This window comes from Amycolatopsis thermalba, from assembly GCF_003385215.1.
Classification (GTDB): domain Bacteria; phylum Actinomycetota; class Actinomycetes; order Mycobacteriales; family Pseudonocardiaceae; genus Amycolatopsis_E; species Amycolatopsis_E thermalba.
In genome coordinates this window covers 45,632-68,356 of the sequence record NZ_PQHW01000009.1, presented here as the reverse complement: position 1 = coordinate 68,356, position 22,725 = coordinate 45,632, and the positions used below count along the sequence as shown (strand labels likewise).

At 71.4% G+C, this 22,725-nt stretch carries 24 protein-coding genes; 17 read left to right on the top strand and 7 right to left on the bottom strand.

All coding sequences use genetic code 11. The features are described from left to right. Window positions 1–42: 42 nt before the first annotated feature. Together D0D15_RS06370 and D0D15_RS06365 are read left to right on the top strand one after the other, a co-directional pair. Window positions 43–600 carry a class I SAM-dependent methyltransferase gene (locus D0D15_RS06370; protein WP_094004590.1) on the top strand — a complete coding sequence of 186 codons (558 nt, stop codon included), beginning with the start codon at window positions 43–45 and terminating at the stop codon, window positions 598–600. Next, entirely contained in the window at window positions 597–1,067 is a 471-nt protein-coding gene (locus D0D15_RS06365) for a DedA family protein (RefSeq protein ID WP_115944301.1), read from the top strand. Before D0D15_RS06370 ends, D0D15_RS06365 begins: the two co-directional genes overlap by 4 nt. Here the strand turns inward: D0D15_RS06365 and D0D15_RS06360 are convergent. Beyond that, window positions 1,057–1,821 carry a helix-turn-helix transcriptional regulator gene (locus D0D15_RS06360; protein ID WP_094004752.1) on the bottom strand — a complete coding sequence of 255 codons (765 nt, stop codon included), beginning with the start codon at window positions 1,819–1,821 and terminating at the stop codon, window positions 1,057–1,059. The two genes, D0D15_RS06365 and D0D15_RS06360, sit on opposite strands and share 11 nt — an antisense overlap. A gap of 69 nt (window positions 1,822–1,890) precedes the next feature. On the opposite strand from D0D15_RS06360, the gene D0D15_RS36230 reads away from it, so the two are divergent. The 4 genes from D0D15_RS36230 to D0D15_RS06345 all read left to right on the top strand — a co-directional run bounded on the left by D0D15_RS36230 (window position 1,891) and on the right by D0D15_RS06345 (window position 7,135). Then, window positions 1,891–2,058 carry a hypothetical protein gene (locus D0D15_RS36230; protein ID WP_167481462.1) on the top strand — a complete coding sequence of 56 codons (168 nt, stop codon included), beginning with the start codon at window positions 1,891–1,893 and terminating at the stop codon, window positions 2,056–2,058. A gap of 229 nt (window positions 2,059–2,287) precedes the next feature. Next, complete coding sequence (locus D0D15_RS06355; RefSeq protein WP_094004591.1) at window positions 2,288–3,217, top strand: LLM class flavin-dependent oxidoreductase; 930 nt, start codon at window positions 2,288–2,290, stop codon at window positions 3,215–3,217. A 55-nt stretch (window positions 3,218–3,272) separates the two neighbouring features. Beyond that, window positions 3,273–6,842: a transcription-repair coupling factor gene (gene mfd / locus D0D15_RS06350; protein ID WP_425266776.1), complete on the top strand. Its 3,570-nt coding sequence runs from the start codon at window positions 3,273–3,275 to the stop codon at window positions 6,840–6,842. Window positions 6,843–6,850: 8 nt separating this feature from the next. Beyond that, the gene (locus D0D15_RS06345; RefSeq protein WP_094004592.1) at window positions 6,851–7,135 is read left to right on the top strand and encodes a GNAT family N-acetyltransferase; all 285 of its coding nucleotides are present in this window, start codon (window positions 6,851–6,853) and stop codon (window positions 7,133–7,135) included. 50 nt (window positions 7,136–7,185) lie between these two features. Here the strand turns inward: D0D15_RS06345 and D0D15_RS06340 are convergent, their stop codons facing one another. Next, window positions 7,186–7,587: a hypothetical protein gene (locus D0D15_RS06340; RefSeq protein WP_094004593.1), complete on the bottom strand. Its 402-nt coding sequence runs from the start codon at window positions 7,585–7,587 to the stop codon at window positions 7,186–7,188. 155 nt (window positions 7,588–7,742) lie between these two features. Between D0D15_RS06340 and D0D15_RS06335 the strand changes: the two genes are divergently transcribed. The 3 genes from D0D15_RS06335 to D0D15_RS06325 all read left to right on the top strand — a co-directional run bounded on the left by D0D15_RS06335 (window position 7,743) and on the right by D0D15_RS06325 (window position 10,477). After that, window positions 7,743–8,723 carry a SurA N-terminal domain-containing protein gene (locus D0D15_RS06335; RefSeq protein ID WP_369806790.1) on the top strand — a complete coding sequence of 327 codons (981 nt, stop codon included), beginning with the start codon at window positions 7,743–7,745 and terminating at the stop codon, window positions 8,721–8,723. Next, window positions 8,720–9,676 (top strand): nucleoside triphosphate pyrophosphohydrolase, encoded by a 957-nt coding sequence (locus D0D15_RS06330; RefSeq protein ID WP_115944300.1) that lies wholly within the window; start codon window positions 8,720–8,722, stop codon window positions 9,674–9,676. Before D0D15_RS06335 ends, D0D15_RS06330 begins: the two co-directional genes overlap by 4 nt. A 132-nt stretch (window positions 9,677–9,808) precedes the next feature. Continuing rightward, window positions 9,809–10,477, top strand: coding sequence for a lysozyme family protein (locus tag D0D15_RS06325; RefSeq protein WP_094004595.1), 669 nt, complete (start codon window positions 9,809–9,811; stop codon window positions 10,475–10,477). Window positions 10,478–10,593: 116 nt separating this feature from the next. Here D0D15_RS06325 and D0D15_RS06320 read toward each other — a convergent pair whose 3' ends face one another. Further along, window positions 10,594–10,998, bottom strand: a complete 405-nt coding sequence (locus D0D15_RS06320) for a tetratricopeptide repeat protein (protein ID WP_094004596.1) — start codon at window positions 10,996–10,998, stop codon at window positions 10,594–10,596. An 84-nt stretch (window positions 10,999–11,082) separates the two neighbouring features. Here D0D15_RS06320 and D0D15_RS06315 point away from each other — a divergent pair, with 84 nt between their 5' ends. The 8 genes from D0D15_RS06315 (at window position 11,083) to D0D15_RS35850 (ending at window position 19,349) form a co-directional block, all read left to right on the top strand. Further along, entirely contained in the window at window positions 11,083–11,535 is a 453-nt protein-coding gene (locus D0D15_RS06315) for a VOC family protein (RefSeq protein WP_094004597.1), read from the top strand. A gap of 78 nt (window positions 11,536–11,613) precedes the next feature. Continuing rightward, entirely contained in the window at window positions 11,614–12,900 is a 1,287-nt protein-coding gene (gene eno / locus D0D15_RS06310; RefSeq protein ID WP_094004598.1) for a phosphopyruvate hydratase, read from the top strand. A gap of 9 nt (window positions 12,901–12,909) precedes the next feature. Next, window positions 12,910–13,452, top strand: a complete 543-nt coding sequence (locus tag D0D15_RS06305) for an FtsB family cell division protein (RefSeq protein ID WP_162830512.1) — start codon at window positions 12,910–12,912, stop codon at window positions 13,450–13,452. A 27-nt stretch (window positions 13,453–13,479) separates the two neighbouring features. Beyond that, complete coding sequence (locus D0D15_RS06300; RefSeq protein ID WP_094004599.1) at window positions 13,480–14,001, top strand: DUF501 domain-containing protein; 522 nt, start codon at window positions 13,480–13,482, stop codon at window positions 13,999–14,001. Window positions 14,002–14,894: 893 nt separating this feature from the next. Then, a complete protein-coding gene (locus tag D0D15_RS06295; RefSeq protein WP_094004600.1) occupies window positions 14,895–16,037 on the top strand; it encodes a lytic transglycosylase domain-containing protein in 1,143 nt (380 codons plus the stop codon). Between the two features lie 9 nt (window positions 16,038–16,046). Next, the gene (locus tag D0D15_RS06290) at window positions 16,047–17,000 is read left to right on the top strand and encodes a Ppx/GppA phosphatase family protein (RefSeq protein ID WP_094004601.1); all 954 of its coding nucleotides are present in this window, start codon (window positions 16,047–16,049) and stop codon (window positions 16,998–17,000) included. 338 nt (window positions 17,001–17,338) lie between these two features. Beyond that, the gene (locus tag D0D15_RS06285; RefSeq protein WP_425266775.1) at window positions 17,339–19,057 is read left to right on the top strand and encodes a S8 family serine peptidase; all 1,719 of its coding nucleotides are present in this window, start codon (window positions 17,339–17,341) and stop codon (window positions 19,055–19,057) included. 133 nt (window positions 19,058–19,190) lie between these two features. Then, entirely contained in the window at window positions 19,191–19,349 is a 159-nt protein-coding gene (locus D0D15_RS35850; protein WP_158224402.1) for a hypothetical protein, read from the top strand. Between the two features lie 76 nt (window positions 19,350–19,425). Here the strand turns inward: D0D15_RS35850 and D0D15_RS36920 are convergent, their stop codons facing one another. The 4 genes from D0D15_RS36920 to D0D15_RS35845 all read right to left on the bottom strand — a co-directional run bounded on the left by D0D15_RS36920 (window position 19,426) and on the right by D0D15_RS35845 (window position 22,592). Beyond that, on the bottom strand, window positions 19,426–19,641 hold the full coding sequence (locus D0D15_RS36920; protein WP_233157159.1) for a PASTA domain-containing protein: 216 nt from the start codon (window positions 19,639–19,641) through the stop codon (window positions 19,426–19,428). Further along, window positions 19,634–19,762, bottom strand: a complete 129-nt coding sequence (locus tag D0D15_RS37555; RefSeq protein WP_255407865.1) for a hypothetical protein — start codon at window positions 19,760–19,762, stop codon at window positions 19,634–19,636. The genes D0D15_RS36920 and D0D15_RS37555 overlap by 8 nt, the downstream gene beginning before the upstream one ends. A gap of 381 nt (window positions 19,763–20,143) precedes the next feature. Beyond that, window positions 20,144–21,397 carry a site-specific integrase gene (locus tag D0D15_RS06275; protein WP_162830511.1) on the bottom strand — a complete coding sequence of 418 codons (1,254 nt, stop codon included), beginning with the start codon at window positions 21,395–21,397 and terminating at the stop codon, window positions 20,144–20,146. Continuing rightward, window positions 21,384–22,592 carry a helix-turn-helix domain-containing protein gene (locus D0D15_RS35845; RefSeq protein ID WP_143266160.1) on the bottom strand — a complete coding sequence of 403 codons (1,209 nt, stop codon included), beginning with the start codon at window positions 22,590–22,592 and terminating at the stop codon, window positions 21,384–21,386. The genes D0D15_RS06275 and D0D15_RS35845 overlap by 14 nt, the downstream gene beginning before the upstream one ends. Window positions 22,593–22,725 lie beyond the last annotated feature (133 nt).

Here is a 22,725-nt window from a genome sequence, read left to right as displayed (position 1 = left end):
ATGCCGAGGTGATCGGACGCCGGCGTTCCTAGCGTCAATGACATGTCCATCACCAGGGAATTCCTCCGCGCTCCAGCGCACACCGGCGCGATCGCGGCCAGCTCGCGGCGCCTGGCGGCGGCCGTGGTCGCCGGCATCGGGGTCGAGCGGGCCGCCCACGTCGTCGAGCTGGGGCCCGGCACCGGGGTGTTCACCGAAGCCCTGCTCGCGCGGCTGAGACCTGGCGCCCGGCTGACGGCCGTCGAGGTCAACCCGCGGCTGGCCGGTGACCTCGCCCGGCGCCACCCCGGCGTCGAGGTGATCACCGGCTCCGCCGAACACCTGGCCGGTCACGTGCGCGCCGCGGACGTCGTGGTGTCCGGGCTGCCGTGGTCGCTGTTCCCCGGCGACCGCCAGGACCGCGTCCTCGACCAGGTCGGCGAGGTGCTCGCGCCGGGCGGCCGGTTCGCGACCTTCGCCTACCTGCACGCCGCGTGGCTGCCCGCCGCCCGGCGGTTCGAGGCCGCGCTGGCCCGGCGGTTCGGGTTCGTCGGCCGCAGCCGGGTGGTGTGGGGCAACCTGCCGCCCGCGTTCGTGCACCGAGCGGCCGTGACGCCGTGATCGACGCCATCGCCACCCTCCCGCCCGTGCTGGTCTACCTCGTCGCGGCGGCGGTGATCGCCGCGGAGACCGCGCTGCTGCCGGGGATCGTGCTGCCGACGTTGTCCACCCTGCTGCTCGTCGGGTTCCTCGCCGGGCAGGGGACGGTGAACCTGTGGCTCGCGATGACGGTCGTCGCCGCGGCGGCCGTGTGCGGGGACCAGCTGGCCTACCTGGAGGGACGCCGGCTGGGGCGGCGGATCCGCTCGCCGCGCTGGCGCCGGGTCGAGTCACGCATGGCGCGCTACGGGGTGGTGGCGGTGTTCGCCGCGCGGTTCCTCGCCGGGGCGCGGACGCTGATGCCGCGGGTGGCCGGCGCGGCGGCCGTCCCGTACCCGCGGTTCCTGGCGGTGAGCGTGGCCGCGGCGGTGCTGTGGGTGGTGGCCGCGCTGCTGGTGGGCAAGGCCGGCGGGTCGCTCATCGCGTGAGGATGTGGGCGGTCTCGTCGTCGGCGGGCAGGAACGTCTCCAGCCGCAGTTCCGACACCGTCACGTCGACGGCCGTGGCGAACGTGGTGATCGCGGTGAGCAGCCGCATCTCGCCGCGCGAGGTGCGCAGGACCAGCGGCACGGCGAACCCGAGGTGGTCGGCGTCCAGGTTCGGTGGGCCGGGCAGGTAGCCCTCCAGCTCGGTGAGCAGCTCCGCGTGCCGGGGGTGCGGCGCCTTCGCCTGCTCCTGCCGGGGCCGCTCCAGGACGTGCCGGGCCCAGTCGTCGAAGTTTGCGATGCGGGGTGCCATGCCACGCGGGTGCAGGGCCAGGCGCAGCACGTTGACCGGCGGTTCGAGCAGCTCGGGCGCGGCGCCCTCGGTGAGGATGCCGGCGGCCTTGTTGGTCGCGACCAGGTCGCCGAACCGGTCCACCACGATCGCCGGGTACGGCTCGTGGCCGTCGAGGAGCCGTTCCAGCGCGTCGAGCACCGGCCGCAGCGCCGGATCGGACAGGTCGGTTTCCGGGTAGCTGGGGGCGTAGCCGGCGCTGAGCAGGAGCGCGTTGCGTTCGCGCAGCGGCAGTTGCAGCGACTCGGCCACGCGCACGACCATGCCGCGCCCGGGCACCGACCGGCCGCTCTCCATGAAGCTGACGTGCCGCTGCGTGGTGCCCGCGCGCAGGGCGAGTTCGAGCTGGGACAGGCGCCGCCGGGTGCGCCAGTCCTTGAGGGCACTTCCGAATGCCGTCGTCACCACGCATGCTTACTCCCGGGAGCGCGCTGCCCGCCATTCCCCGCGGGGAATGACCGACTGGAGGTGCCGGTGTCCGAGCGGTTCACTGACGAAGAGCTGGACTTCCTCCGCTTCGCGCGGTTCGGCGAGCTGCCGCCGCGCGTCCGGCCGGACGACCTGGTGGAGGTCGTGGAGACCGAGCAGCCCGACCTGCCGGTGCGCCAGCCGTTCGACCTCGGGCCGGGCGGCCCCGCCTGACCGGCGCGAACGCAGAACTCACCGTCCCGAACGCAGAACTCACCGTCCCGAACGTGGGACTCGCGCGCCCGAACGTTCAACTCGCGCCCCGCGCGAGTTCCACGCTCCGGCGCGCGAGTTCCACGCTCCGGCGCGCGAGTTCTACGCTCCGGCGCGCGAGTTCTGCGGTCGGGCGGCATTCCCCGGCGGGAATTGCCGCCATACCGCCGTGGCGGCGAGTCTCGGCGGCATGCAGATCGGACTCCTCCTGCCCGCCGGGCAGGCCCAGCTCGAAGCCGGCGGTTCCGTCGGCGACATCGTGGACATCGCCGTGCGCGCCGAGCGCCTCGGCTTCGACTCGGTCTGGGTGGGCGACTCGCTGTCGCGCGCCCGGGTCGAACCGCTCACCCTGCTCACCGCCGTCGCGCAGGCCACCGAAACCGTCCGGCTCGGCACCGCGGTCCTGATGCCCGCGTACCGCCACCCGGTGCAGGCCGCGCTCACGCTCTCCTCGCTCGACCTCGTCTCCGGCGGACGCCTGATCCTCGGCGTCGGCGCCGGCTTCCCCGGACGCAGCGAGCACGAGTTCGACCTGGCCGGCGTGAACTTCAAGACCCGCTTCTCGCACCTCGACGACACCGTCGCGCTGTGGCGGCAGCTGTGGACCGGCAGCCCGAAGTCCTTCCACGGCAAGGTCCTGCACTACGACTGGCTGCCCGAGGTGCCGCGCCCCGCCCAGCCCGGCGGCCCGCCGGTGTGGCTCGGCGGCTTCACGCCGGCCGCGCTGCGCCGCGCCGGGCAGCTCTACGACGGCTGGCTGCCCTACCCGCCCGACCCGGCCGACTACGCCAGCGGCCTGGCCACCATCCGCGAGCACGGCCGCGACGTCACGCCCGCGCTGTTCGCGACCGTCCACCTCGGCGCGGGCACGGCCGCGCTGGAGGAGTACTGCCAGGCGACCTACCAGGCGCCACTCGACTGGGTGGGCCAGATCCAGGTGATGATCTCCGGCGGCCCGGACGAGCTGATCGCCCAGCTCAGGCGCTTCGTCGACGCCGGTGCGCGGCACATCCTGCTGCGCGTCGCGGCCCTCGATCCGCGGGTGATCGACCACCAGCTCGCGGGACTCGCCGAAATTTTGTCGCCCCTGCGACGTACCCTGGAACCCGAGAGCCCCTGATCCCTCCGTGAACCCGGGCAGGGGTGTGCCCGCGTGCTCCAGGGAGATCGTTTCCGTGTCCGATCCGCAGTTGTCCGGCCTGCTCTCCGCCGTCCTGCCCGACCCCGCCCTGCGCGCGGTGGTCGAGCGGGCCGGCGCGCCCCTGCTGGAACTGTCCGGCGCCACGGCCACCCGCCAGCTGGTGGTCGCGGCACTGGCCGCCGACGCCGGGGCGATCGGGCCGGTGCTGGCCGTCACAGCCACCGGCCGCGAGGCCGAGGAGCTGACGGCCGCGCTGGCGAGCCTGATCGGCCCGGAGGCGGTGGCCGACTTCCCGTCCTGGGAGACGCTGCCGCACGAGCGCCTGTCGCCCCGCGCGGACACCGTCGGCCGCCGCCTGGACGTGCTGCACCGGCTGCACACCGGCCGCGCCCCGCGCGTGGTGGTGGCCACGGTGCGCAGCCTGATCCAGCCGATGGCGCCGGGCCTGGGCAGCCTCGCGCCGGTCGAGCTGCGGGCCGGCGAGGAGGAGGAGTTCGAGGGCCTGCTGGACCGGCTCGTCGAACTGGCCTACACGCGCGTGGACATGGTCGAGAAGCGCGGCGAGTTCGCCGTGCGCGGCGGCATCCTGGACGTCTTCCCGCCGACCGCCGACCACCCGTACCGCGTCGAGTTCTGGGGCGACGAGGTCAGCGAGGTCCGCGCGTTCGCGGTGTCGGACCAGCGGTCATTGCCCGGCGAACTGTCCTACGTGTACGCCCCGCCCTGCCGCGAGCTGCTGCTCACGCCGGAGGTGAAGGCGCGCGCCGGCGAGCTGGCCGAGCGGTACGCGGCCGACGCGCAGCTGGCCGAGATGCTCACCAAGCTGGCCGGCGGCATCCCGGTCGAGGGCATGGAGGCCCTCATCCCGGTGCTGTGCGAGGGCGAGCTGGAGCTGCTCACCGACGCCATGCCCGAGGGCACCCACGTCGTGCTGGCCGACCCGGAGAAGATCCGCGCCCGGGCCGCCGATCTGGTGCGCACCGGCCAGGAGTTCCTGGAGGCGTCCTGGATGTCGGCGGCCGGCGGCGGGCAGGCCCCGATCGACCTGGGCGCGTCGGCCTACCGCAACCTCGAAGAGGTCGCCAAGCACGCCGGCGAGACCGGTCGCGCGTGGTGGACGCTGTCGCAGCTGACCAGCGAGGACGCCGACGTCATCCAGATCGGTGTGGAGGCCTCGCCCGCCTACCGCGGCGACCTGGAGCGCGCGGTCGCCGACCTGCGCGCCCACCTGGCCGCGGGCGGCACCGCGGTGCTGGTGGTGGCCGGGCACGGCACCGCCACCCGCGCGGTCGAGCAGCTGTCCACCGCCGGGATCTCCGCCACGCACGCCGCGGACGGCCTCCTCAGCCCGCCCGCGCCGGGGATCGTGACGGTCGCCTGCGGTGGCCTCGCCGAGGGGTTCGTCGCACCCGAGCTGCGGCTGGTCGTGCTCACCGAGGCCGACCTGACCGGCCGCGGCGCCACCGCCGGATCGTCGACCCGTGATCTGGGCGCGAAGATGCCCTCGCGCCGCCGCAACGCCGTCGACCCGCTGGCGCTCAAGCCGGGCGACTACGTCGTGCACGACCAGCACGGCATCGGCCGGTTCGTGGAGATGGTGCAGCGCACGGTGGGCGGCGCCACCCGCGAGTACCTGGTGCTGGAGTACGCCTCGTCCAAGCGCGGCCACCCGGGCGACCGGCTCTACGTGCCGAGCGACCAGCTCGACGAGGTGTCCCGCTACGTCGGCGGCGAGCTGCCCACGCTGAACAAGCTGGGCGGCTCGGACTGGAAGAACACCAAGGCCAGGGCGCGCAAGGCGGTCAAGGAGATCGCCGCCGAGCTGGTGCAGCTCTACGCCGCCCGCCAGGCCTCGCCGGGCCACCCGTTCGGCCCGGACACGCCGTGGCAGCGCGAGCTGGAGGACGCGTTCCCGTTCACCGAGACCAACGACCAGCTCGCCGCCATCGACGAGGTCAAGGCGGACATGGAGCGCGGGGTGCCGATGGACCGCGTCATCTGCGGTGACGTCGGCTACGGCAAGACCGAGATCGCCGTGCGCGCGGCGTTCAAGGCAGTCCAGGACGGCAAGCAGGTCGCGGTGCTGGTGCCGACCACCCTGCTGGCCCAGCAGCACCTCAACACGTTCGCGGGCCGGATGGCGTCGTTCCCGGTCAACATCAAGGGCCTGTCCCGGTTCACCGACAAGATCGAGGCGGAGGCGACGCTGGCCGGGCTGGCCGACGGCACGGTCGACATCGTGATCGGCACCCACCGGCTGCTGCAGACCGGCATCCGCTACAAGGACCTGGGCCTGGTCATCGTCGACGAGGAGCAGCGGTTCGGCGTCGAGCACAAGGAGCACATCAAGGCGTTGCGCACGCACGTCGACGTGCTGACCATGTCGGCGACGCCGATCCCGCGGACGCTGGAGATGTCGCTGGCCGGCATCCGCGAGATGTCCACGATCCTGACCCCGCCGGAGGACCGGCACCCGATCCTGACCTACGTCGGCGCCTACGACGACAAGCAGGTCGCCGCCGCCATCCGGCGCGAGCTGCTGCGTGACGGCCAGGTGTTCTACGTGCACAACCGGGTGTCCTCGATCGAGAAGGCGGCGCGCCGGATCCGCGAGCTGGTGCCCGAGGCACGCGTGGTCACCGCGCACGGCCAGATGAACGAGGACAAGCTCGAGAAGATCATCCAGGGCTTCTGGGAGCGCGAGTACGACGTGCTGGTCTGCACCACGATCGTGGAGACCGGTCTGGACATCTCGAACGCGAACACGCTGATCGTGGAGCGCGGCGACCTGCTCGGGCTGGCGCAGCTGCACCAGCTCCGCGGTCGCGTCGGCCGCGGGCGGGAGCGCGGGTACGCCTACTTCCTGTACCCGCCGGAGAGCCCGCTGACCGAGACGGCGCACGACCGGCTCGCGACGATCGCGCAGAACACCGAGCTGGGCGCGGGCATGGCGGTCGCGATGAAGGACCTGGAGATCCGGGGCGCCGGGAACATCCTGGGCGCCGAGCAGTCCGGGCACATCGCGGGCGTCGGGTTCGACCTGTACGTGCGGCTGGTCGGCGAGGCGGTCGACGTGTTCCGCCGCAGCGCCGGCGACGCGCCCGCCGAGGAGGAGGAGCTGCGCGAGGTCCGCGTGGACCTGCCGGTGGACGCGCACATCCCGCACGACTACGTCCCCGGCGAGCGCCTGCGGCTGGAGGCCTACCGCAAGATCGCGGCGGCGGTGGACGACGACCAGCTGCGCGCGGTCGAGGAGGAGCTGATCGACCGGTACGGCCAGCCGCCCGCCCCGGTGCAGCGGCTGCTCGCGGTGGCGCGGTTCCGGCACGTCTGCCGCGCGGCGGGCGTCACCGAGGTTTCCGCCCAGGGCAACAACATCCGGTTCGCGCCGCTGGAGCTGATGGATTCGCAGATGGTCCGGCTCAAGCGCCTGTACCCGAAGGCGAACTACAAGGCCGCGATGCGGATGGTGTCGGTGCCCAAGCCGACCGAGGGCCCGGCGGGTGGCCGCATGGGCGCTCCCGCGTTGCGTGACGACGCCCTGCTGGACTGGTGCACCAAGCTCCTGATCAACTTGACCAAGAAACCCGCACCCGTCGGTTAGGAGAACCCGTGGTCACGCGGAACGAGGAGAAGAGCCGCTACGAGATCTTCGTCGGGGACGAGCTGGGCGGGTTCGCCGAGTACCGCGAGCGCGGGGACAACGTGATCTTCACCCACACCGAGATCGACGACGCGTTCTCCGGGCAGGGGCTCGGCTCGAAGCTGGCGTCCGCGGTGATCGAGGACGCGGTGCGGCGCGGCAAGACGATCGTGCCGCTGTGCCCGTTCATCGCGGCCCACCTGCGCAAGCACCCCGAGCACGACGCGCACGTGCGGTGGCCGGACGGGCAGTGACGTCCGGGTCCCACGACACCCGCCTGGTCGTGGGGCCCGTCTCGGTCGGCTCAGTGGTCGTTCACGTAGGACCTGCTGGTCCAGTTGCCGGCGCCGTCCTCGTTGCCGAAGTAGACCCAGATCCGCCTCCCCTCGGGGAGGTTGTAGGCGCCTCCGTCCTTGGCGCGGCGCGTCACGCAGGTCCCCTTGCCGTTCGTGGCGTAGGCCGAGTACCGCGGATCCCCCTCGTCGCCGACGTACACGTGCATCCGGGCCGCCTTCCCGTCGGCCTTCGTGTCGCACACGCTGAGCACGTCGCCGTTTTCCTTGACGTAGACCTTCGCGGTGCCGTCGTTGTCCGGCCAGACGTGGTCGTAGTCCACGTCCGCTGAGGCGACGCCCGTTCCCGCCAGTACGGCTGTGGTGACGGTGGCGATCGTGCCCGCGGTGAGCAGGGTCTTGCGCAGTTTCATGATCCGTCCTCCCGGTTCGATGTCGACGCAGCGGAAGGTACTGAATCCAGGGGCGAATCTACAAGAGGATCGTTCAACAATATTCGTCCGCATTTTCCGCGCGGGAGTCCCGCGGCGCTGGCGGGTGTGAGAGGGTAACGCCTGTGATGCGGATCATGGGTCGCTCCCGATCGCTCCTCGCCGCGCTCGCCGCCTGCCTGCTGCTCGCCGGGTGCGGGTCCGGGCCGAGCCAGGTGGGCGCCGCCGTGATCGTCGGCGACCGCGAGATCACCGTCGACCAGGTGCAGGACCTGCTGGACAAGGCCGTGCTGGAGCAGCCGGCCGCGCAGCAGCTGTCCCAGCAGCACAAGCTGGACCTGCTCGGCCGCGAGATCGTGCGTCAGCTGGTGGTCCACGACGTCCTCGCGCGCGCCGCCCAGCGGGAGGGCCTGGCCGTCGACCCGCGGCTGCTCGACCAGTTCCTCGCCGACGACCCGCTGGCCGACCCGGTGTCCACGGCGGGCGCGGATCCGTCGCAGCTGGCGCAGCAGATCGCCAACCGGGTGCGCGACCACCGCGAGGTGATCACCGACAGCCTGCTGCTGCAGGCGCTGGGGCAGAAGTACCTCGACCGCATGTCGGTCACCTTCGACTACACCTCGGTGTCCTCCGACCTCGGCGGCGCCCAGCCGCTCGACCGGCGGGAGCAGGCGATCGCCAAGGCGGAGCAGATGGCCGCGAGCCCGGCGGCGGCCGCCGAGGTCATCCGCGCCGACGCGGCCGCGGGGGTCCGGACGAGCGTCGGTGAAGCGGTTCCCGCCGCGCAGGCCCCGGACCTCGCCACGCTGGTCCTGTTCGGGGTGCCGCCGGGCACGGTGGTCGCGTTCCAGCCGAGCCAGGAGCAGGCGGTGTGGATCGTGGCGATCGTGCGTGAGCGGAACCTGAACGCGCCGTCGTCGGGCGAGCAGGCCGTGCAGCCGTCGCCGGCGCAGCTCGCGGCCATCGGGCAGCGGCTGCTCCAGCCGTACGTCGAGGAGGCCGGCGTTCGCATCAACCCGCGCTACGGCGTGTGGGATCCTGTGGCCATGAACCTCGCCCCGAGCAGCGCCGAGACCACCGGCGTCGTGGTGCCGGTGAAGGGTGCCGCGCAGCCGTGACGGTCGTGCTCCTGCCCTACCCGGACGCCGGGATCCCGCCGGCGGCCATGCCGTTCCTGCGTGGCGCGCACGCGGTGTACGCGTCGGGTCTCGACAGTGAGCTGGCCGATCTGCTGGGCGCGAAGCCGGCGCCGGAGGACTTGGCCGCCGAGCCCGGGCCGGTGGAGACCTTCGCCGCGGACGCCGCGGATCCGGCGGTGGCCGCCCTGGTGCGGGCCGGTTCCCGGGTGATCACGCAGCCGCCCGGGGCGGGCCTGGTCGAGGCCGCGCGGGTGATGGACCGGCTGCGCTCGCCGGGCGGGTGCCCGTGGGACGCCGAGCAGACGCACGATTCGCTGCGGCAGTACCTGGTCGAGGAGACCTACGAGCTGCTGGACGCGATCGAGGAGGGCGACCGCGCCGCGCTGCGCGAGGAGCTGGGTGACGTGCTGCTCCAGGTGCTGTTCCACGCGCGCGTCGCGGCCGAGGACGCCGGCGACCCGTTCGACATCGACGCGGTGGCCGACGCACTGGTCGCCAAGCTGGTCGGCAGGCACCCGCACGTGTTCACCGACGCCGAGCGCGTGCACACCGCGGCGCACCAGCAGGTGCGCTGGGAGGAGCTGAAGCAGGCCGAGAAGCGACGTGAGTCCAGTGTGGACGGTGTGGCGCTCGGCCAGCCGGCGGTGGCGCTGGCGGGGAAGCTGGGGCAACGCACCGGCCGTGCCGGGCTGCCCGCGGACCTGTTCCCCGGCGGCGACTCGTCCGCCGAGCAGCTGTTCCGGCTGGCAGCTTCCGCGCGGCGCTCGGGCGTCGATCCGGAGGGCGAGTTGCGTGCGGTGGCGAAGCGGTTCGCGGCGGACGTGCGGTCGGCGGAGAAGTCGGCCCGCGCGGCCGGCCTCGACCCGGCGTCGATGGCCGCCGACGCGTGGCGCGCCCACTGGCCTCAGCCGAACAGCGACTCGCCCCAGTAGCCGGACAGCGCCGGCCCCGCTGCTCCGGGAGTTCATCCCGATCTTGTTCGCCGGATCGGGTAACCTCGCCGATCGGCCGCTACTTTTCGGTTGTGTGATCCCTCCGGCAGGGGGACTGGATAACCTGTTCGAGTGGCAGAACCCACTCAGCCGGGGGACGCCCGGATCCGGCGGTTTTCCCTCCGCGTCCTCATCGGGGCGGCGGTGGCCGGCACCGGGCTGGTGCTCATCCTGACCATCGGCGTGACGCGTCCCGGCGAGGACCCGCCGCCGGTCCAGCCGGCGCTGGCCGCGCGGACCTCGGAGCCGCCGGTGGGCGCGACGGCACCGCCGCCGGCCCGGCTCGCCCCGGAGGACCGCCCGCGCGAGTCGGACCTGAAGGCGCTGGACACCTGGTCGAACGAGGTCGCCGCGGCGACGAAGCTGCCGGCCCGCCTGCTCGCCGGCTACGGCCGGGCGGAGATGTGGATGCGCGCGGAGTGGTCCGGATGCCACCTGTCCTGGACCACGCTCGCCGCGATCGGCCAGGCGGAAGCGGTCGGCACCGGCCCGCTCCCGGTGCCGGAGGAGACGTGGAAGCAGTGGTCGGCCCGCGCCACGGGCGACGGAAAGCAACCGGACCCGAAGGACATCGACGACGCGGCGCTGACGGTGGCGAGATCCCTCTGCTCGACGGGCGCCGACCTGGCCACCCCGCAAGGCTGGTGGGCCGCGATCACCGGCAGCCCCACTCTGGCGCCGCAGGCGCAGCTGATCTTCGACACCGCCACCACCCTCGCCAAGGCAGCGCCACGCGCTTGATCTTTGAACACAACCCGAGCTGGGTGGTCATCCCGGAGCCTGCCCGTCCGGTGAGGACATCCCTTGATCTTTGAACCGCCACCCAACACGGCGACGTGCCCAGCGGACGCCCGAGATCAGCCCTCCCGCAACCGAACCCGCGCATTCACCTCGGACAACGCGTCCTGGTACTCCGGCACCGGGTTCATCGCCCAGGCCATGCGCAGCTGTCCCAGAGCTTCGACCAGCCGTCCCAACCTTTGGAGCGTGCGTCCCAGCACGAAGCGGGCGTAGTGGTCCGACGGATCGAGTTCCAGCACCCGCGTCAGCGCCTGCTCGGCGCGGTTGAGCTGCGCGGAGTGGAAGTAGGCGCGCCCGGCCAGCAGCTGGACGCTCGGCTTGTCCGGCTCGGCCTCCAGCACCGGTTGGAGCGCCTTCAGCGCGTCCAGCGGACGGCGCTTCTCGACGAGATCCTCCGCCTCGCGAAACGCGTGCAGCGGGTGCCGGCCTGCTGTTCCCCGCGGGGTCTCTGAGTCATCCATCTTCTGATCGACGTTACCCCCGACAAGCGCGTTTCGGCAGGGGCGAAGAGGGTGGCTCGGGGCGGCATGATGCACTAACCGGTCATGAGCGAAGAACCGCGGTATCTGGGACTCTCGCCCTACCTGTACTACACGGATGCCACGGAGGCGCTGGACTGGCTGGTGCGCGTCTTCGGCTTCACCGAGAAGGTCCGCTACGTGGACGCCTCCGGCCAGGTCTTCCAGGCCGTGGTCGGCGCCGGTGACGCCGAGATCCTGCTCGCCGCCGTCGGCTCCGACTACTGGGAGGCCAAGGGCGTGGACCGTCCGGTCGGGCAGCTCAACGTCGTGTACGTGCCCGACGCCGACGCGCAGCACGAGCACGTCTGCGCGGCGCTGGGCGAGGGCTGCGACGTGCCGCCGCCGCAGGACCAGCCCTACGGCGCGCGCGTGTTCACCGTGCTGGACTGCGGGGGCAACAGCTGGACGTTCTGGCAGCAGATCTCGGACACCGCGGATCTGCCGTCCGGGTGGCAGGAGGTCCGGGCCGGCGAGTGACGCGTGCCTCCACCGGGTGAACGGCGATGGCGGCTACGCTGGTCGCGTCTTCGCTGGACAAACCGATGAGGAGCAGTTGTGGCGGTCATTGAGCAGGTAGGCGCGCGCGAGATCCTGGATTCGCGTGGCAACCCGACCGTTGAGGTGGAGGTGGCTCTCGACGACGGCACGCTGGCGCGGGCCGCCGTTCCGTCGGGCGCGTCCACCGGCGAACACGAGGCCGTCGAGCTGCGCGACGGTGACCCCAAGCGCTACAACGGCAAGGGTGTCGAGCGCGCGGTCGCCGCGGTGCTCGACGAGATCGGCCCGGAGCTGGCCGGGGTCGACGCCGTCGACCAGCGGATCGTGGACCAGAAGCTGGTCGACCTGGACGGCACCCCGGACAAGTCCCGCCTGGGCGCGAACGCGCTGCTGGGCGTTTCGCTCGCGGTGGCGAAGGCCGCCGCCGAATCGGCCGAGCTGGAGCTGTTCCGCTACCTGGGCGGCCCGAACGCGCACGTGCTGCCGGTGCCGATGATGAACATCCTCAACGGTGGCGCGCACGCCGACACCGACGTGGACATCCAGGAGTTCATGATCGCCCCGATCGGCGCGGAGTCGTTCCGCGAGGCGCTGCGCTGGGGCACCGAGGTGTACCACTCGCTCAAGTCGGTGCTGAAGGGCCGCGGCCTGGCGACCGGTCTCGGGGACGAGGGCGGGTTCGCGCCGAGCCTGTCCAGCAACCGCGAGGCGCTGGACCTGATCACCACGGCCATCGAGAAGGCCGGTTACGCGCCGGGCCGCGACATCGCGCTGGCGCTGGACGTCGCCGCCACCGAGTTCTTCTCCGCCGGTTCCTACACGTTCGAGGGCAGCAAGCGCACCGCCGAGCAGCTGGCCGCCTACTACCAGGAGCTGGTGGACGCCTACCCGCTCGTGTCGATCGAGGACCCGCTGTCGGAGGACGACTGGGACGGCTGGGTCGCGCTGACCCAGCAGATCGGCGACCGCGTCCAGCTCGTCGGCGACGACCTGTTCGTCACCAACCCGGACCGCCTCGAGGACGGCATCAACCGCGGCGCCGCGAACGCGCTGCTGGTGAAGGTGAACCAGATCGGCACGCTGTCGGAGACCCTCGACGCGATCGCGCTGGCCACCTCCAGCGGCTACAAGTCGATGATGAGCCACCGCTCGGGCGAGACCGAGGACACCACGATCGCCGACCTCGCGGTCGCGACTGGCGTCGGCCAGATCAAGACCGGTGCCCCGGCGCGCAGCGAGCGCGTGGCGAAGTACAACCAGCTGCTGCGCATCGAGGAGACCCTCGGCGACGCCGCCCGCTACGCCGGTGAGCTGGCGTTCCCGCGGTTCTCGACGGAGAGCTGACCGGGGTAGATGACGCAACGCGGAACCCAGCGCGCGAGGCGCCCCCGCCGCACGGAGGGCTCACCGGCCCGTCGTGCGGAGGGGGCGCCCGCGCGCCGTCCGCAGCTCGCCCGGCGGGTCGCCGCCGGGAAGGCGCGCCTGCGCCGGAGCCAGGGGAAGCCGGGCACCGGTGCGGCGCGCGTGCTCGGGATGTCCACGACGCGGCGGGCCGCGGTGCTCGCGATCGTGGTGTGCGCGCTGGCGTTCACGGTCGCCGTGCCGCTGCGCACCTACCTCGCGCAGCGCGCCGAGGTGGCCGAGCAGGAGCAGCGGCAGGCGCAGCTGCAGCACGACGTCGCACTGCTGGAGCAGCGCAAGGCCGCGGTGTCCGACCCGGCGCAGGTCGAGGCGGAGGCACGGCGGCGGCTGCGGTACGTCATGCCCGGCGAGACGCCCTACATGGTGCAGCTGCCCGAGGACGCGCCCAAGGCGCAGGAGCAGGCGCAGCCGGACCCGGTGGCCTCCGGTGACGGCGCGTGGTACCAGCAGCTGTGGAGCACCGTCGGCGGTTGAGCGGGCGGTGGCTGCGACAATGGGTTCGTGAGCAAGACGGACCTGCCCTCGTTCGAACCGGTCACCGAGGCCGACCGGATCATCATCTCCGAGCAGCTCGGACGGCCCGCGCGTGCGCTGCGGGCGGTGGCCGCGCGCTGCCCGAGCGGGCACCCGTCCGTCGTGCAGACCAACCCGCGGCTGGAGAACGGCACCCCGTTCCCGACGCTGTACTACTTGACGTGCCCCCGGCTGACGTCGCTGGTCGGGCGGCTCGAGGCGTCCGGGATCATGAAGGAGATGACCGACCGGCTCGCGGTCGATGAGGAGCTGGCGGCGGCCTACCGGCGGGCGCACGAGTCGTACCTCGCCCAGCGGGACGCGCTGGAGCCGCTGGGGCACGAGGTCACGGCGGGCGGCATGCCGGGGCGGGTCAAGTGTCTGCACGTGCACCTCGCGCACAGCCTCGCGATGGGCCCGGGGGTGAACCCCTTCGGCGACGAGACGCTGGAGCTGCTGAAGGACGACTGGCCAAGCGGCGACTGCGCGGCCGGCGCCGCGGAGGGGTAGCCGCCTGGGGTCGTTCGCGGCGGTCCGCCCGTGGGGGCTGGGGTCTGGGTCGGAGGGGGGCGGTTGTGGCGCCCGTACTCGCGGCTCCCGCACTCGCGGGGGAACCAGCGCCCGCTCTCGCGTGAATGGGCCAGTCGCAACCGGGCGAGTGGACGGTTCGATCTCGTGCGAGTGGGTCAGTCGTGCTCGCGTGAGTGGACCGTTCGGTCCTGCGGGAGCGGACCGTTCAACCCCGCGTGAGTGGACCAGTCGTAACCATGCGAGCGGACCGGCTCGCAACCGCGCGAGTGGACGGCTCGCACTTGTGCGAGTGGGCCAGTGGCAACCGCGTGAGTGGGCCGTTCGTTCCCGCGTGAGTGGGCCAGTCGTAGCCGCGTGAGTGGGCCGTTCGTTCCTGCGTGAGTGGGCCAGTGGCAGCCGCGTGAGTGGGCCGTTCGTTCCCGCGTGAGTGGGCCAGTGGCAACCGCGTGAGTGGGCCGTTCGTTCCCGCGTGAGTGGGCCAGTGGCAACCGCGTGAGTGGCCCGCTCGTTCCCGCGTGAGTGGGCCAGTGGCAACCGCGCGAGCTGACCGTTCGCAACCGTCCGAGTGGGCCGCTCGCGCACCAACCAAAACGTCCACTGGCCGCGCGCCGCTTGAAAGGTCCGTTCAACGGCACGCGGCTGGGCACCTCGCGCTCCACGAGATTCCCCTCGCTCACCCACGAATGGTCCGTTCGTACGAGCCAAAACCCGCATCCGGCCGACAAGAACCGCCACCGGCTTTGGAACTTCCGGCTAACACTTCCGCCCCCTCGCCGCGATGCACCATGCAGTAACACGGACTTCACATCCTGCCGTTCAGCATCGGATGTGTCGTCTGCTCGGGGAGGGAAGAGAATGTGCGCCGGACTCGTGTGAGGGCTGCCCGCCGCAAGGCGCGAAGAATCGGCCTCGCCCACAAGACCACGCTCGCCGCGATGGGGGGCGTCCTCGCCGTCATCCCGGCCGGCCTGGCAGGCGGGGGCACCGAGACCTGGTCGACCACCACGCCGGTCGACCAGACCCGCGCGATCGGCCCAGTACAAGGGTCGCCACCGGAGATCCTGCGCGTCAGCGTCAACGGCGAGCTGCCCAAACCGCCGGAACCAGTGCCCGCCGAGGAACTCCCCGCCGGCCCGCTCGGCATCCCCGGCACCGCGCTCAAGGCCTACCGCAACGCCGCCGACCTGATGGCCCTCGAACGGCCGGACTGCCACATCGACTGGGCGCTGATCGCGAGCATCGGCCGCATCGAGTCCAACCACGCGCGCGGCGGGTACGTCGACGCGAACGGCACCACCCGCGAGCCCATCCTCGGCCCGCAGCTCAACGGCGTCGGCCCGGTGGCCGCGATCCCGGACAGCGACGACGGCCGCTGGGACCGCGACACGGTGTGGGACCGCGCGGTCGGCCCCACCCAGTTCATCCCGACCACCTGGAACTTCTACGCCGCCGACGGCAACCACGACGGCGTCGCCGATCCGAACAACATCTACGACGCCACCCTGGCCACCGCGCGCTACCTGTGCTCCGGCGGACTGGACCTCGCCGACCCGGCCCAGCTGCGCGCCGCCATCTACCGCTACAACAACTCCGACGCCTACGTCGAGACCGTGATCCGCTGGGCCGAGGCCTACCGCAGCGGCGTCGCACTGCTGCCGGACAGCGACGTGCCGATCGGCGCGCCCTCCGCGACCGCCGTCCCCACCCCGCCCGCGGTGACGCCGCCGCCGACGATCCTCGCGGCCCCACCGGTCACCACCCCGTCCTCGCCGGCCGGGCGCACCGACCTGAACACCACCACGACCACCGGCAGCACCACGACGACCACGACCACGACAACCACGACGACGACCACGCCACCGGAAACCTCGCCGACCTGCGAGACCACCACGTCGCCGACCTCGACGACCACCACCACGACACCCCCGGCATCGGAGACGCCGTCGCCGTGCGCGCCGCCGGAGACGGGCGCGGAGACCTCGACCACGGGATCGACGACCGGGCCCACCCCGTAGGGTGGGCGCATGCCCCGTGTTGCCGCGATCGACTGTGGAACGAACTCCATCCGTCTGCTGGTGGCCGAGCTGACCGAGCGTCACGACGGCACCTTCGACCTGCGTGACCTGCATCGGGAGATGCGGATCGTGCGGCTCGGGCAGGGCGTGGACGCCAGCGGCCGGCTGGCTCCCGAGGCGCTGCAGCGCACCCGTGACGCGCTGACGGACTACACCATCGCCGCGCGCCGCAAGGGCGTGGAGAAGGTGCGCATGGTCGCCACCTCGGCGACCCGCGACGCGAGCAACCGCGACGAGTTCTTCGCGATGACGCGGGAGGTGCTGGGCGTCGAAGCCGAGGTGATCTCCGGCGACGAGGAGGCCCGGCTGTCGTTCCTGGGCGCGGTCGGCGAGCAGGACCCCGACGACGGGCCGTTCCTGGTGGTCGACGTCGGCGGCGGCTCGACCGAGCTGGTGCTCGGCGACTGGGACGGCAAGCGCGCCTCGATCACCGCGGCGAAGTCGGTGGACATCGGCTGCGTGCGGATCACCGAGCGGGCGCTGCAGTCGGACCCGCCCACCTCCAACGAGATCGTCGCCGCGCGCGAGTTCGCGACCGGCGTGCTGGCCGAGGCGTTCGACGTGGTGGACGTGTCGAAGGCCCGGACGTGGATTGGTGTCGCGGGCACGGTGACCACGCTGTCGGCGGTGGCGCAGGACCTGCCCGAGTACGACTCGGAGCGGACGCACCTGTCGCGCCTGACCCCGGCCGACATCACGCGCGTGTCCGGACAGCTGCTGGAGGCCGACCACGAGGCGCGCGCCGCGAACCCGGTGATCCACCCCGGCCGGGTGGACGTCATCGGCGGCGGCGGGCTGATCGTGCAGATCCTCGCCGAGGAGATCGGCCGCCGCGGCGGGCCGGCCGAGCTGGTCGTCAGCGAGCACGACATCCTCGACGGTATCGCGCTCTCGCTCGTCTGAGCCACGGTTCGCCAGACCCGGCTCACGTCGGCCGCGGGGAGGCCGGCGGCAAGGCATTCGAACTCGGCGCCGTCATGATCGACGGCACCCCCAATCCGGACGCGGCGGCCGGCGGCCGCCGGCGATGCGCAACCGCCACGGCCTGGTCGCCGCCGGGGGCGATACCGGCGAATCCCGTGAGGCCGAGCAGCGCCCGCGTTCGGCGAGGCCGGGCAGATCGCCGGGGCCGGTGCCGCCGAGCGCGCGGTCCGTTCGGCACCCGACGAAGGTAGGGTTTTCGTACCGGTTCGCCTGTTCGCGGAGGTAACTTCCTCTTCACCCTGATGAGGAGGAGTTCCTTGAGACGAACCAGGTTGCTCGTCGCGGCGCTCGCGGTCCCGCTGATCGGCGGGGCCGTCGTTCTTCCCAGCGCGAGTGCCCAACCCGCCGCGCCGTCCGGGCCGGTCACGGAGTTCACCGTGCTGGCCGCCGGTGAGCAGAGTGTCGCCGCCGCCGAGCAGGCGATCCGCGACGCCGGCGGAACCGTGTTGCGCACCAACCGCGCGGTCGGCCTGATCACCGCGAGCGCCCCGGCGAACGGTTTCGTGCAGCGCGTGTCGGCCGACGACGACGTCTACGGCGCGGCGAAGGCGACGGCGATCGGCCAGGCGCCCACCGGCAGGGTCGCGCCGAAGCGGTCCGACGTGGAAAAGGAAGGCCGTCAGGCGCCGAGGAGCCGCGGCGCGACCACTGCCACCGGCACCGACCCGCTGGACGACCAGCTGTGGGGCCTGAAGTCGGTGCGCTCGGACATGGCGCGCACCGTGCAGCCGGGCGACAAGCGCGTCAAGGTCGGCGTCATCGACACCGGCGTCGACGGCTCGCACCCGGACATCGCGCCGAACTTCGACCGCGCCGCGTCCCGCAACTTCACCCGCGACATCCCGGCCGACCCGACCGGCGCGGTCGTGGACGGGCCGTGTGAGTTCCGCGGCTGCGTCGACCCCGCCGACCACGACGACAACGGGCACGGCACGCACGTCGCCGGCACGATCGACGCGGCCGCGGACGGGTTCGGCATCTCCGGGGTCGCCCCGAACGTGACGCTGGTGAACCTGCGCGCCGGCCAGGACGCCGGGTACTTCTTCCTCCAGCCGGTCGTCGACGCCCTGACCTACGCCGGCGACGCGGGCATCGACGTCGTCAACATGTCCTTCTACGTGGACCCGTGGCTCTACAACTGCGCCGCGAACCCGGCCGACTCGGCCGAGCAGCAGATGGAGCAGCGCACCATCACCGAGGCCGTGACGCGGGCGATGAACTACGCCTACCGCAAGGGCGTCACCGAGGTCGCGGCGCTGGGCAACCAGCACACCGACCTGGGCGCCCCGCAGCCGGACACGACGAGCCCGGACTACCCGGCGTCGTCGAACCACCCCCGCACGATCGACAACGCGACCTGCCTGTCGCTGCCGGTCGAGGGGCCGCACACCATCGGGGTCTCCGCGTTCGGCCCGTCCGGCGCGAAGGCGGACTACTCGAACTACGGCACCGAGCAGATCTCGGTGTCCGCGCCGGGCGGCTTCTTCCGCGACGGGTTCGGCACGGACTGGTACCGCACCAACGAAAACCAGATCCTGTCCGCGTACCCGCGCAACGTGGGCGTCGCGGAGGGCATGATCGACGCGGACGGCGACGTGACTCCCGACGGTGCGGCCGCGGGAGTGCAGAAGGCGGTCACGAAGGACGGCCGGGTCGCGTACTACCAGTTCCTGCAGGGCACGTCGATGGCCGCCCCGCACGCGACGGGGGTGGCGGCGCTGATCGTGTCCGAGTACGGCCGGGCGGGCCGCGGCGGTCTCACGATGAGCCCGGACGCGGTGCAGCGGGTGATCGAGGGGACGGCGGCGGAGATCCCGTGCCCGGTGCCACCGACGGTGGACTACCTGGACGAAGGCCGCGACGCGACGTACACCGCGACCTGCCAGGGAACGCCTTCGTTCAACAGCTTCTACGGCCACGGAGCGGTGGACGCGTACGCAGCGATGACCCGGGGAGCCGCGTACCTGCGCGGCTGAGGTGTCGAGGGGCCGCTCCGGGGAGCGTGGATGCCCCGGGGCGGCCGCCCAAGAGCGCCGTCACGGCAGGTCAGCAGGGCTATACTTCTCGGACGCGATCACCGGTTCCGGACCGGGAAAGTGAGGAGCGGCCATGCGGCATCGCCCGTACATCTTCGCCGTGACACCGGTGTGCTCGTCCGTCACCGCGCTCGCACTGGGCTGGCCCGCGTGGGTCGCCTGGTTGCTCGGCGTGCTGGCCGTGGTGAGCGTCGCGGTCGAGACCGTTCGCTGGCGCGAGGAGCGCGGCTGACCGCGCGATGAGTATCGCGGTGGGCCGTCCCACCGGCGGTGGAGCTCCCGTGGTGGCGGGGCGGCCCTTCTCGCGTTCAGCGGTCCGTGTACTTGATCGCGGTCAGGGTGATCACCGTGTCCGCGGTGACCTTGGTGCCCGCGGGCGGGTCCTGGCCGACCTGAACCCAGTTGCTGTCGACGACGAGCACCCGGCCGAGGCCCTTCCCGTCGACTTCGCGCAGGTTGTACAGGCCAGCGGCCTGCATCGTGTCCTGGGCCTGCTGGTGGTTCAGCCCGGACACGTCAGGCACGGTGATCAGCTCGGCCGAGCCGGCCGTGGTGCGTGCCGCGGAACTCGGTGCGCTCGCCCGAGCCGCCGAACTGCTCGCGGTCGGTCCGCCCGGCGTTCCCGGCGAGGTTCCGGCTCCGCACGCACCGACGGTCGCCAGGAGCACAACCGCTCCGGGCGCGGCCGCCCACCGCCATGTTCTCCTGTTGCGCTCCCGCATAGCCGCCTCTCGGGGTTGATCAACGTTCACCCAAGGTGTGTCGGGACGGCGGGAACGGTCGTTTCACCGAATTGAACACCGTTCTTGATCCGTTATCGCGAGTCGGGGGCCGCCTCGAACCGCGAGGCGGCCCCCGACTCGTCAGCGGTTGCTGCTCGACCGCACGAAGTCGGCCAGGTCCTTCGACTGCTGCACGCGCGACGGTTCGTGCACGTACATCACGTGTCAAAGCGGCCGTGACCTGCGGAAACGGGAATGGGACTCGTAGGGAACCTAGGGGAATAGTTAGGGACGTTGGTGCTGGTCAGACTACATCTTGATCGTCTCGCTTGGGAGCGCTTCGGGACGGCTGGTTGTCGAGGTCCGTCCCACGCTCCGTCCCACGCCGTCCCACGCCACCGTCGATCGCGGTGAGCTTCGGCGAGTCACCGAGCGCGGCCAGCACGCGGGCGCGCGCCGTGCTCGTCGCCTGGACGTACTCCCGGGACAGGTTGATGTCGGCGTGACCCATCACCTCGGCGAGCTGGAACACGTCGAGGCCTCCCTCGGCAAGCCGGGTCGCGAACCCGCGGCGCAGCGCGTACCCGGACTTCGCTTCGACGCCGACCGCCTCGGCCGCCTTGCGAAGGTGGTAGGCCAGGGTGTCGCGGTTCAGCGGGCGCTTGGCGTCGGTGAGGAACACCAGCGGATGCCGGCACTTCTCGCCGCGCATGTGCTCGATGCCGCACGGCTCCCGGAGGTCGCGGCCGGCCAGGCGGCGTCGCAGCACCTCGACGGCGCGGGCGGACAGCGGGATCTCGCGGGCGTCGCGGTCCTTCGGCCAGGGGCGGATCTTCTTCTCGCGGTAGACGTAGGTCTCCGCGACCGTGATGACGCCAGCGTCGAGGTCGACGCGGTGGGCATGCAGGCCGGTGAGCTCGCCGGGACGCAGGCCGGTGTCGAGCATGAACGCCACCGCGTCGGCGTAGTCCGAGCGCAGCTCTGCGGCCAGCTTCGTGGCCTCGTCAGTCGAGACGAACTTCTTAGGGCGCTTCTGCCGCTTCGGCAGCTTCACCCCCGCGCACGGGCTGGCGTCGAGCACGCCTTCCTCGAGGGCGGCGGTGATGGACACCCGGAACGGGGAGTAGATCCGCTGCACGTAGCTCGCCGACAGCGGTCGCGGCTCGAACTTCGGGTCCACCATGTCGACCGGCGCCTTGCCACGCTCAAGCTGGTCGACCCACCGCTGGATGTCCCGCTGGGTGATCTGGTTCAGCGGCACGTCCCGCCACCGCGGCATCACGTACCCGCGGACGAGCGCCGCCTCGGTGCGGCCGGCGTCGGACTCGAAGTGCCGGTTCTCCCGCACGATCTCCCACCACGCACCCCAGGGCGTCCGGGCGGAAAGCCTCCCGTCGGCCGCGGCCGCCTTCCGCTTGGCCTTCGCCTGCTCCTCGACCGCCGCGTCCAGGGCGTCGGACTTCCGGTCGAATGTGCCGGACACGCGCCGCTTCCGGCCGTCGGCGTCGCGATAGAGGCCGCGCCACCGGCCGGACGGCAGCTTCTCAGTGCTCGCCATCATCGTCCTCCTCGCCTACCGCGACCACGGAATCGTAGTTGGTGCGTGCGGCCTGCAGCCTCGCGAAAGCGTGCCTTGCTTCGTCCAGTGCCCTATCGTGGCTTGTCTTGGCTTGCCTTAGAATCGCCCTGTTGCGGTCGGTCATCTCTGTCATCCAGGCATCTTGAGCCCTCTGCCAAGAATCGAGGGTAGTTTGCGCGTGCCGATATTGATTTGCGTAGCTGTATTCAGCCTCGACTAGCTGGTGATAGGCCGCCTGTGAAGCTTGATCTTCAAGTTCTTTTGGTGGCTCCGTGAATTCAGGCGAAGGCTCGGGCAGGCCTATTTCCCGAATTAGATACTGTTTGCGGTCGGCCAACTTCGCCCTGTAGATCGTCTGAGCCGATCTGATTACGTCGGCGACCTGGTCCACGGTCAGTTCCGTGAGGATGTCGGCTATGACTGCGGGCACATCCTGGTGGGCGTCACTCTCAGGTCCACGGTAACCGATGAAGGCGCCACTACTGCTCGTGAACTGGAAGCCTGAGTACGTCCTGCCGGCCAAATGTGTGGTCCGCATCCAATTCCCGGTCTGGCCGGCAGGTGGGGACGGGCGTGGAGGCTCGATGAGGGTTGACGTTCCGTCTGGTCTTGCGGGGATCTCGGGAGGCAGAGGTGGCGCTGCTTCTGCTGCCATTTTTCGTGGACGCGTGGCCCGTATTGAGATGTCATATTTAATGAGCAGCTCATCCGGTACTACGCGAATGATGTCGCGCACGAAATTGTCGAAATGCCAGGGGTGAACTCGTCCTGTGTCAAATGCCCCCTCATAGATATCGTCGCCGTGGTACTTGTAATCTGTCTTGTCGGGTTCCTCAAGCCTGTGGATGTCTCCTGACAATAGGAACAGAGAGCTTCCGCGGGGCCAGGACAACGCACTGTCAAGTGCGTAGAGGGTTTTTGCTCGGTAGCTCTCGGATTGAGCGTTCTCTATAGAGCGAAGGCTCGCAACCGACGGGCCGCCAAACTTCTCGGCGACATCTTCCTGGGTCAGTCCAAGGATCTCGCGTCGTTGACGGGCGGCATCTCCGAGCGTCTCTGGGCCGGGTTGATACCTCGGCTCGTAGGTCTCCTCGTGACCTTCCATGTCTTCGACTTCGGCGTCGTCGTCTGCATCGCGAGACGCCACGGCCTCGGTTAGCGGCTCGTCTTCCATCGGCTGACCCTAACTTGGTGCCTTCTGCGGACAAGTCAGGACACTAGTAGACACCAACTACCGCCAACCGCGCAAGCTGGGCCGCCAAAAGCGAGGAAGTTGGCGGATCGTGGGGGTGTCGTTAGCGGCTTAC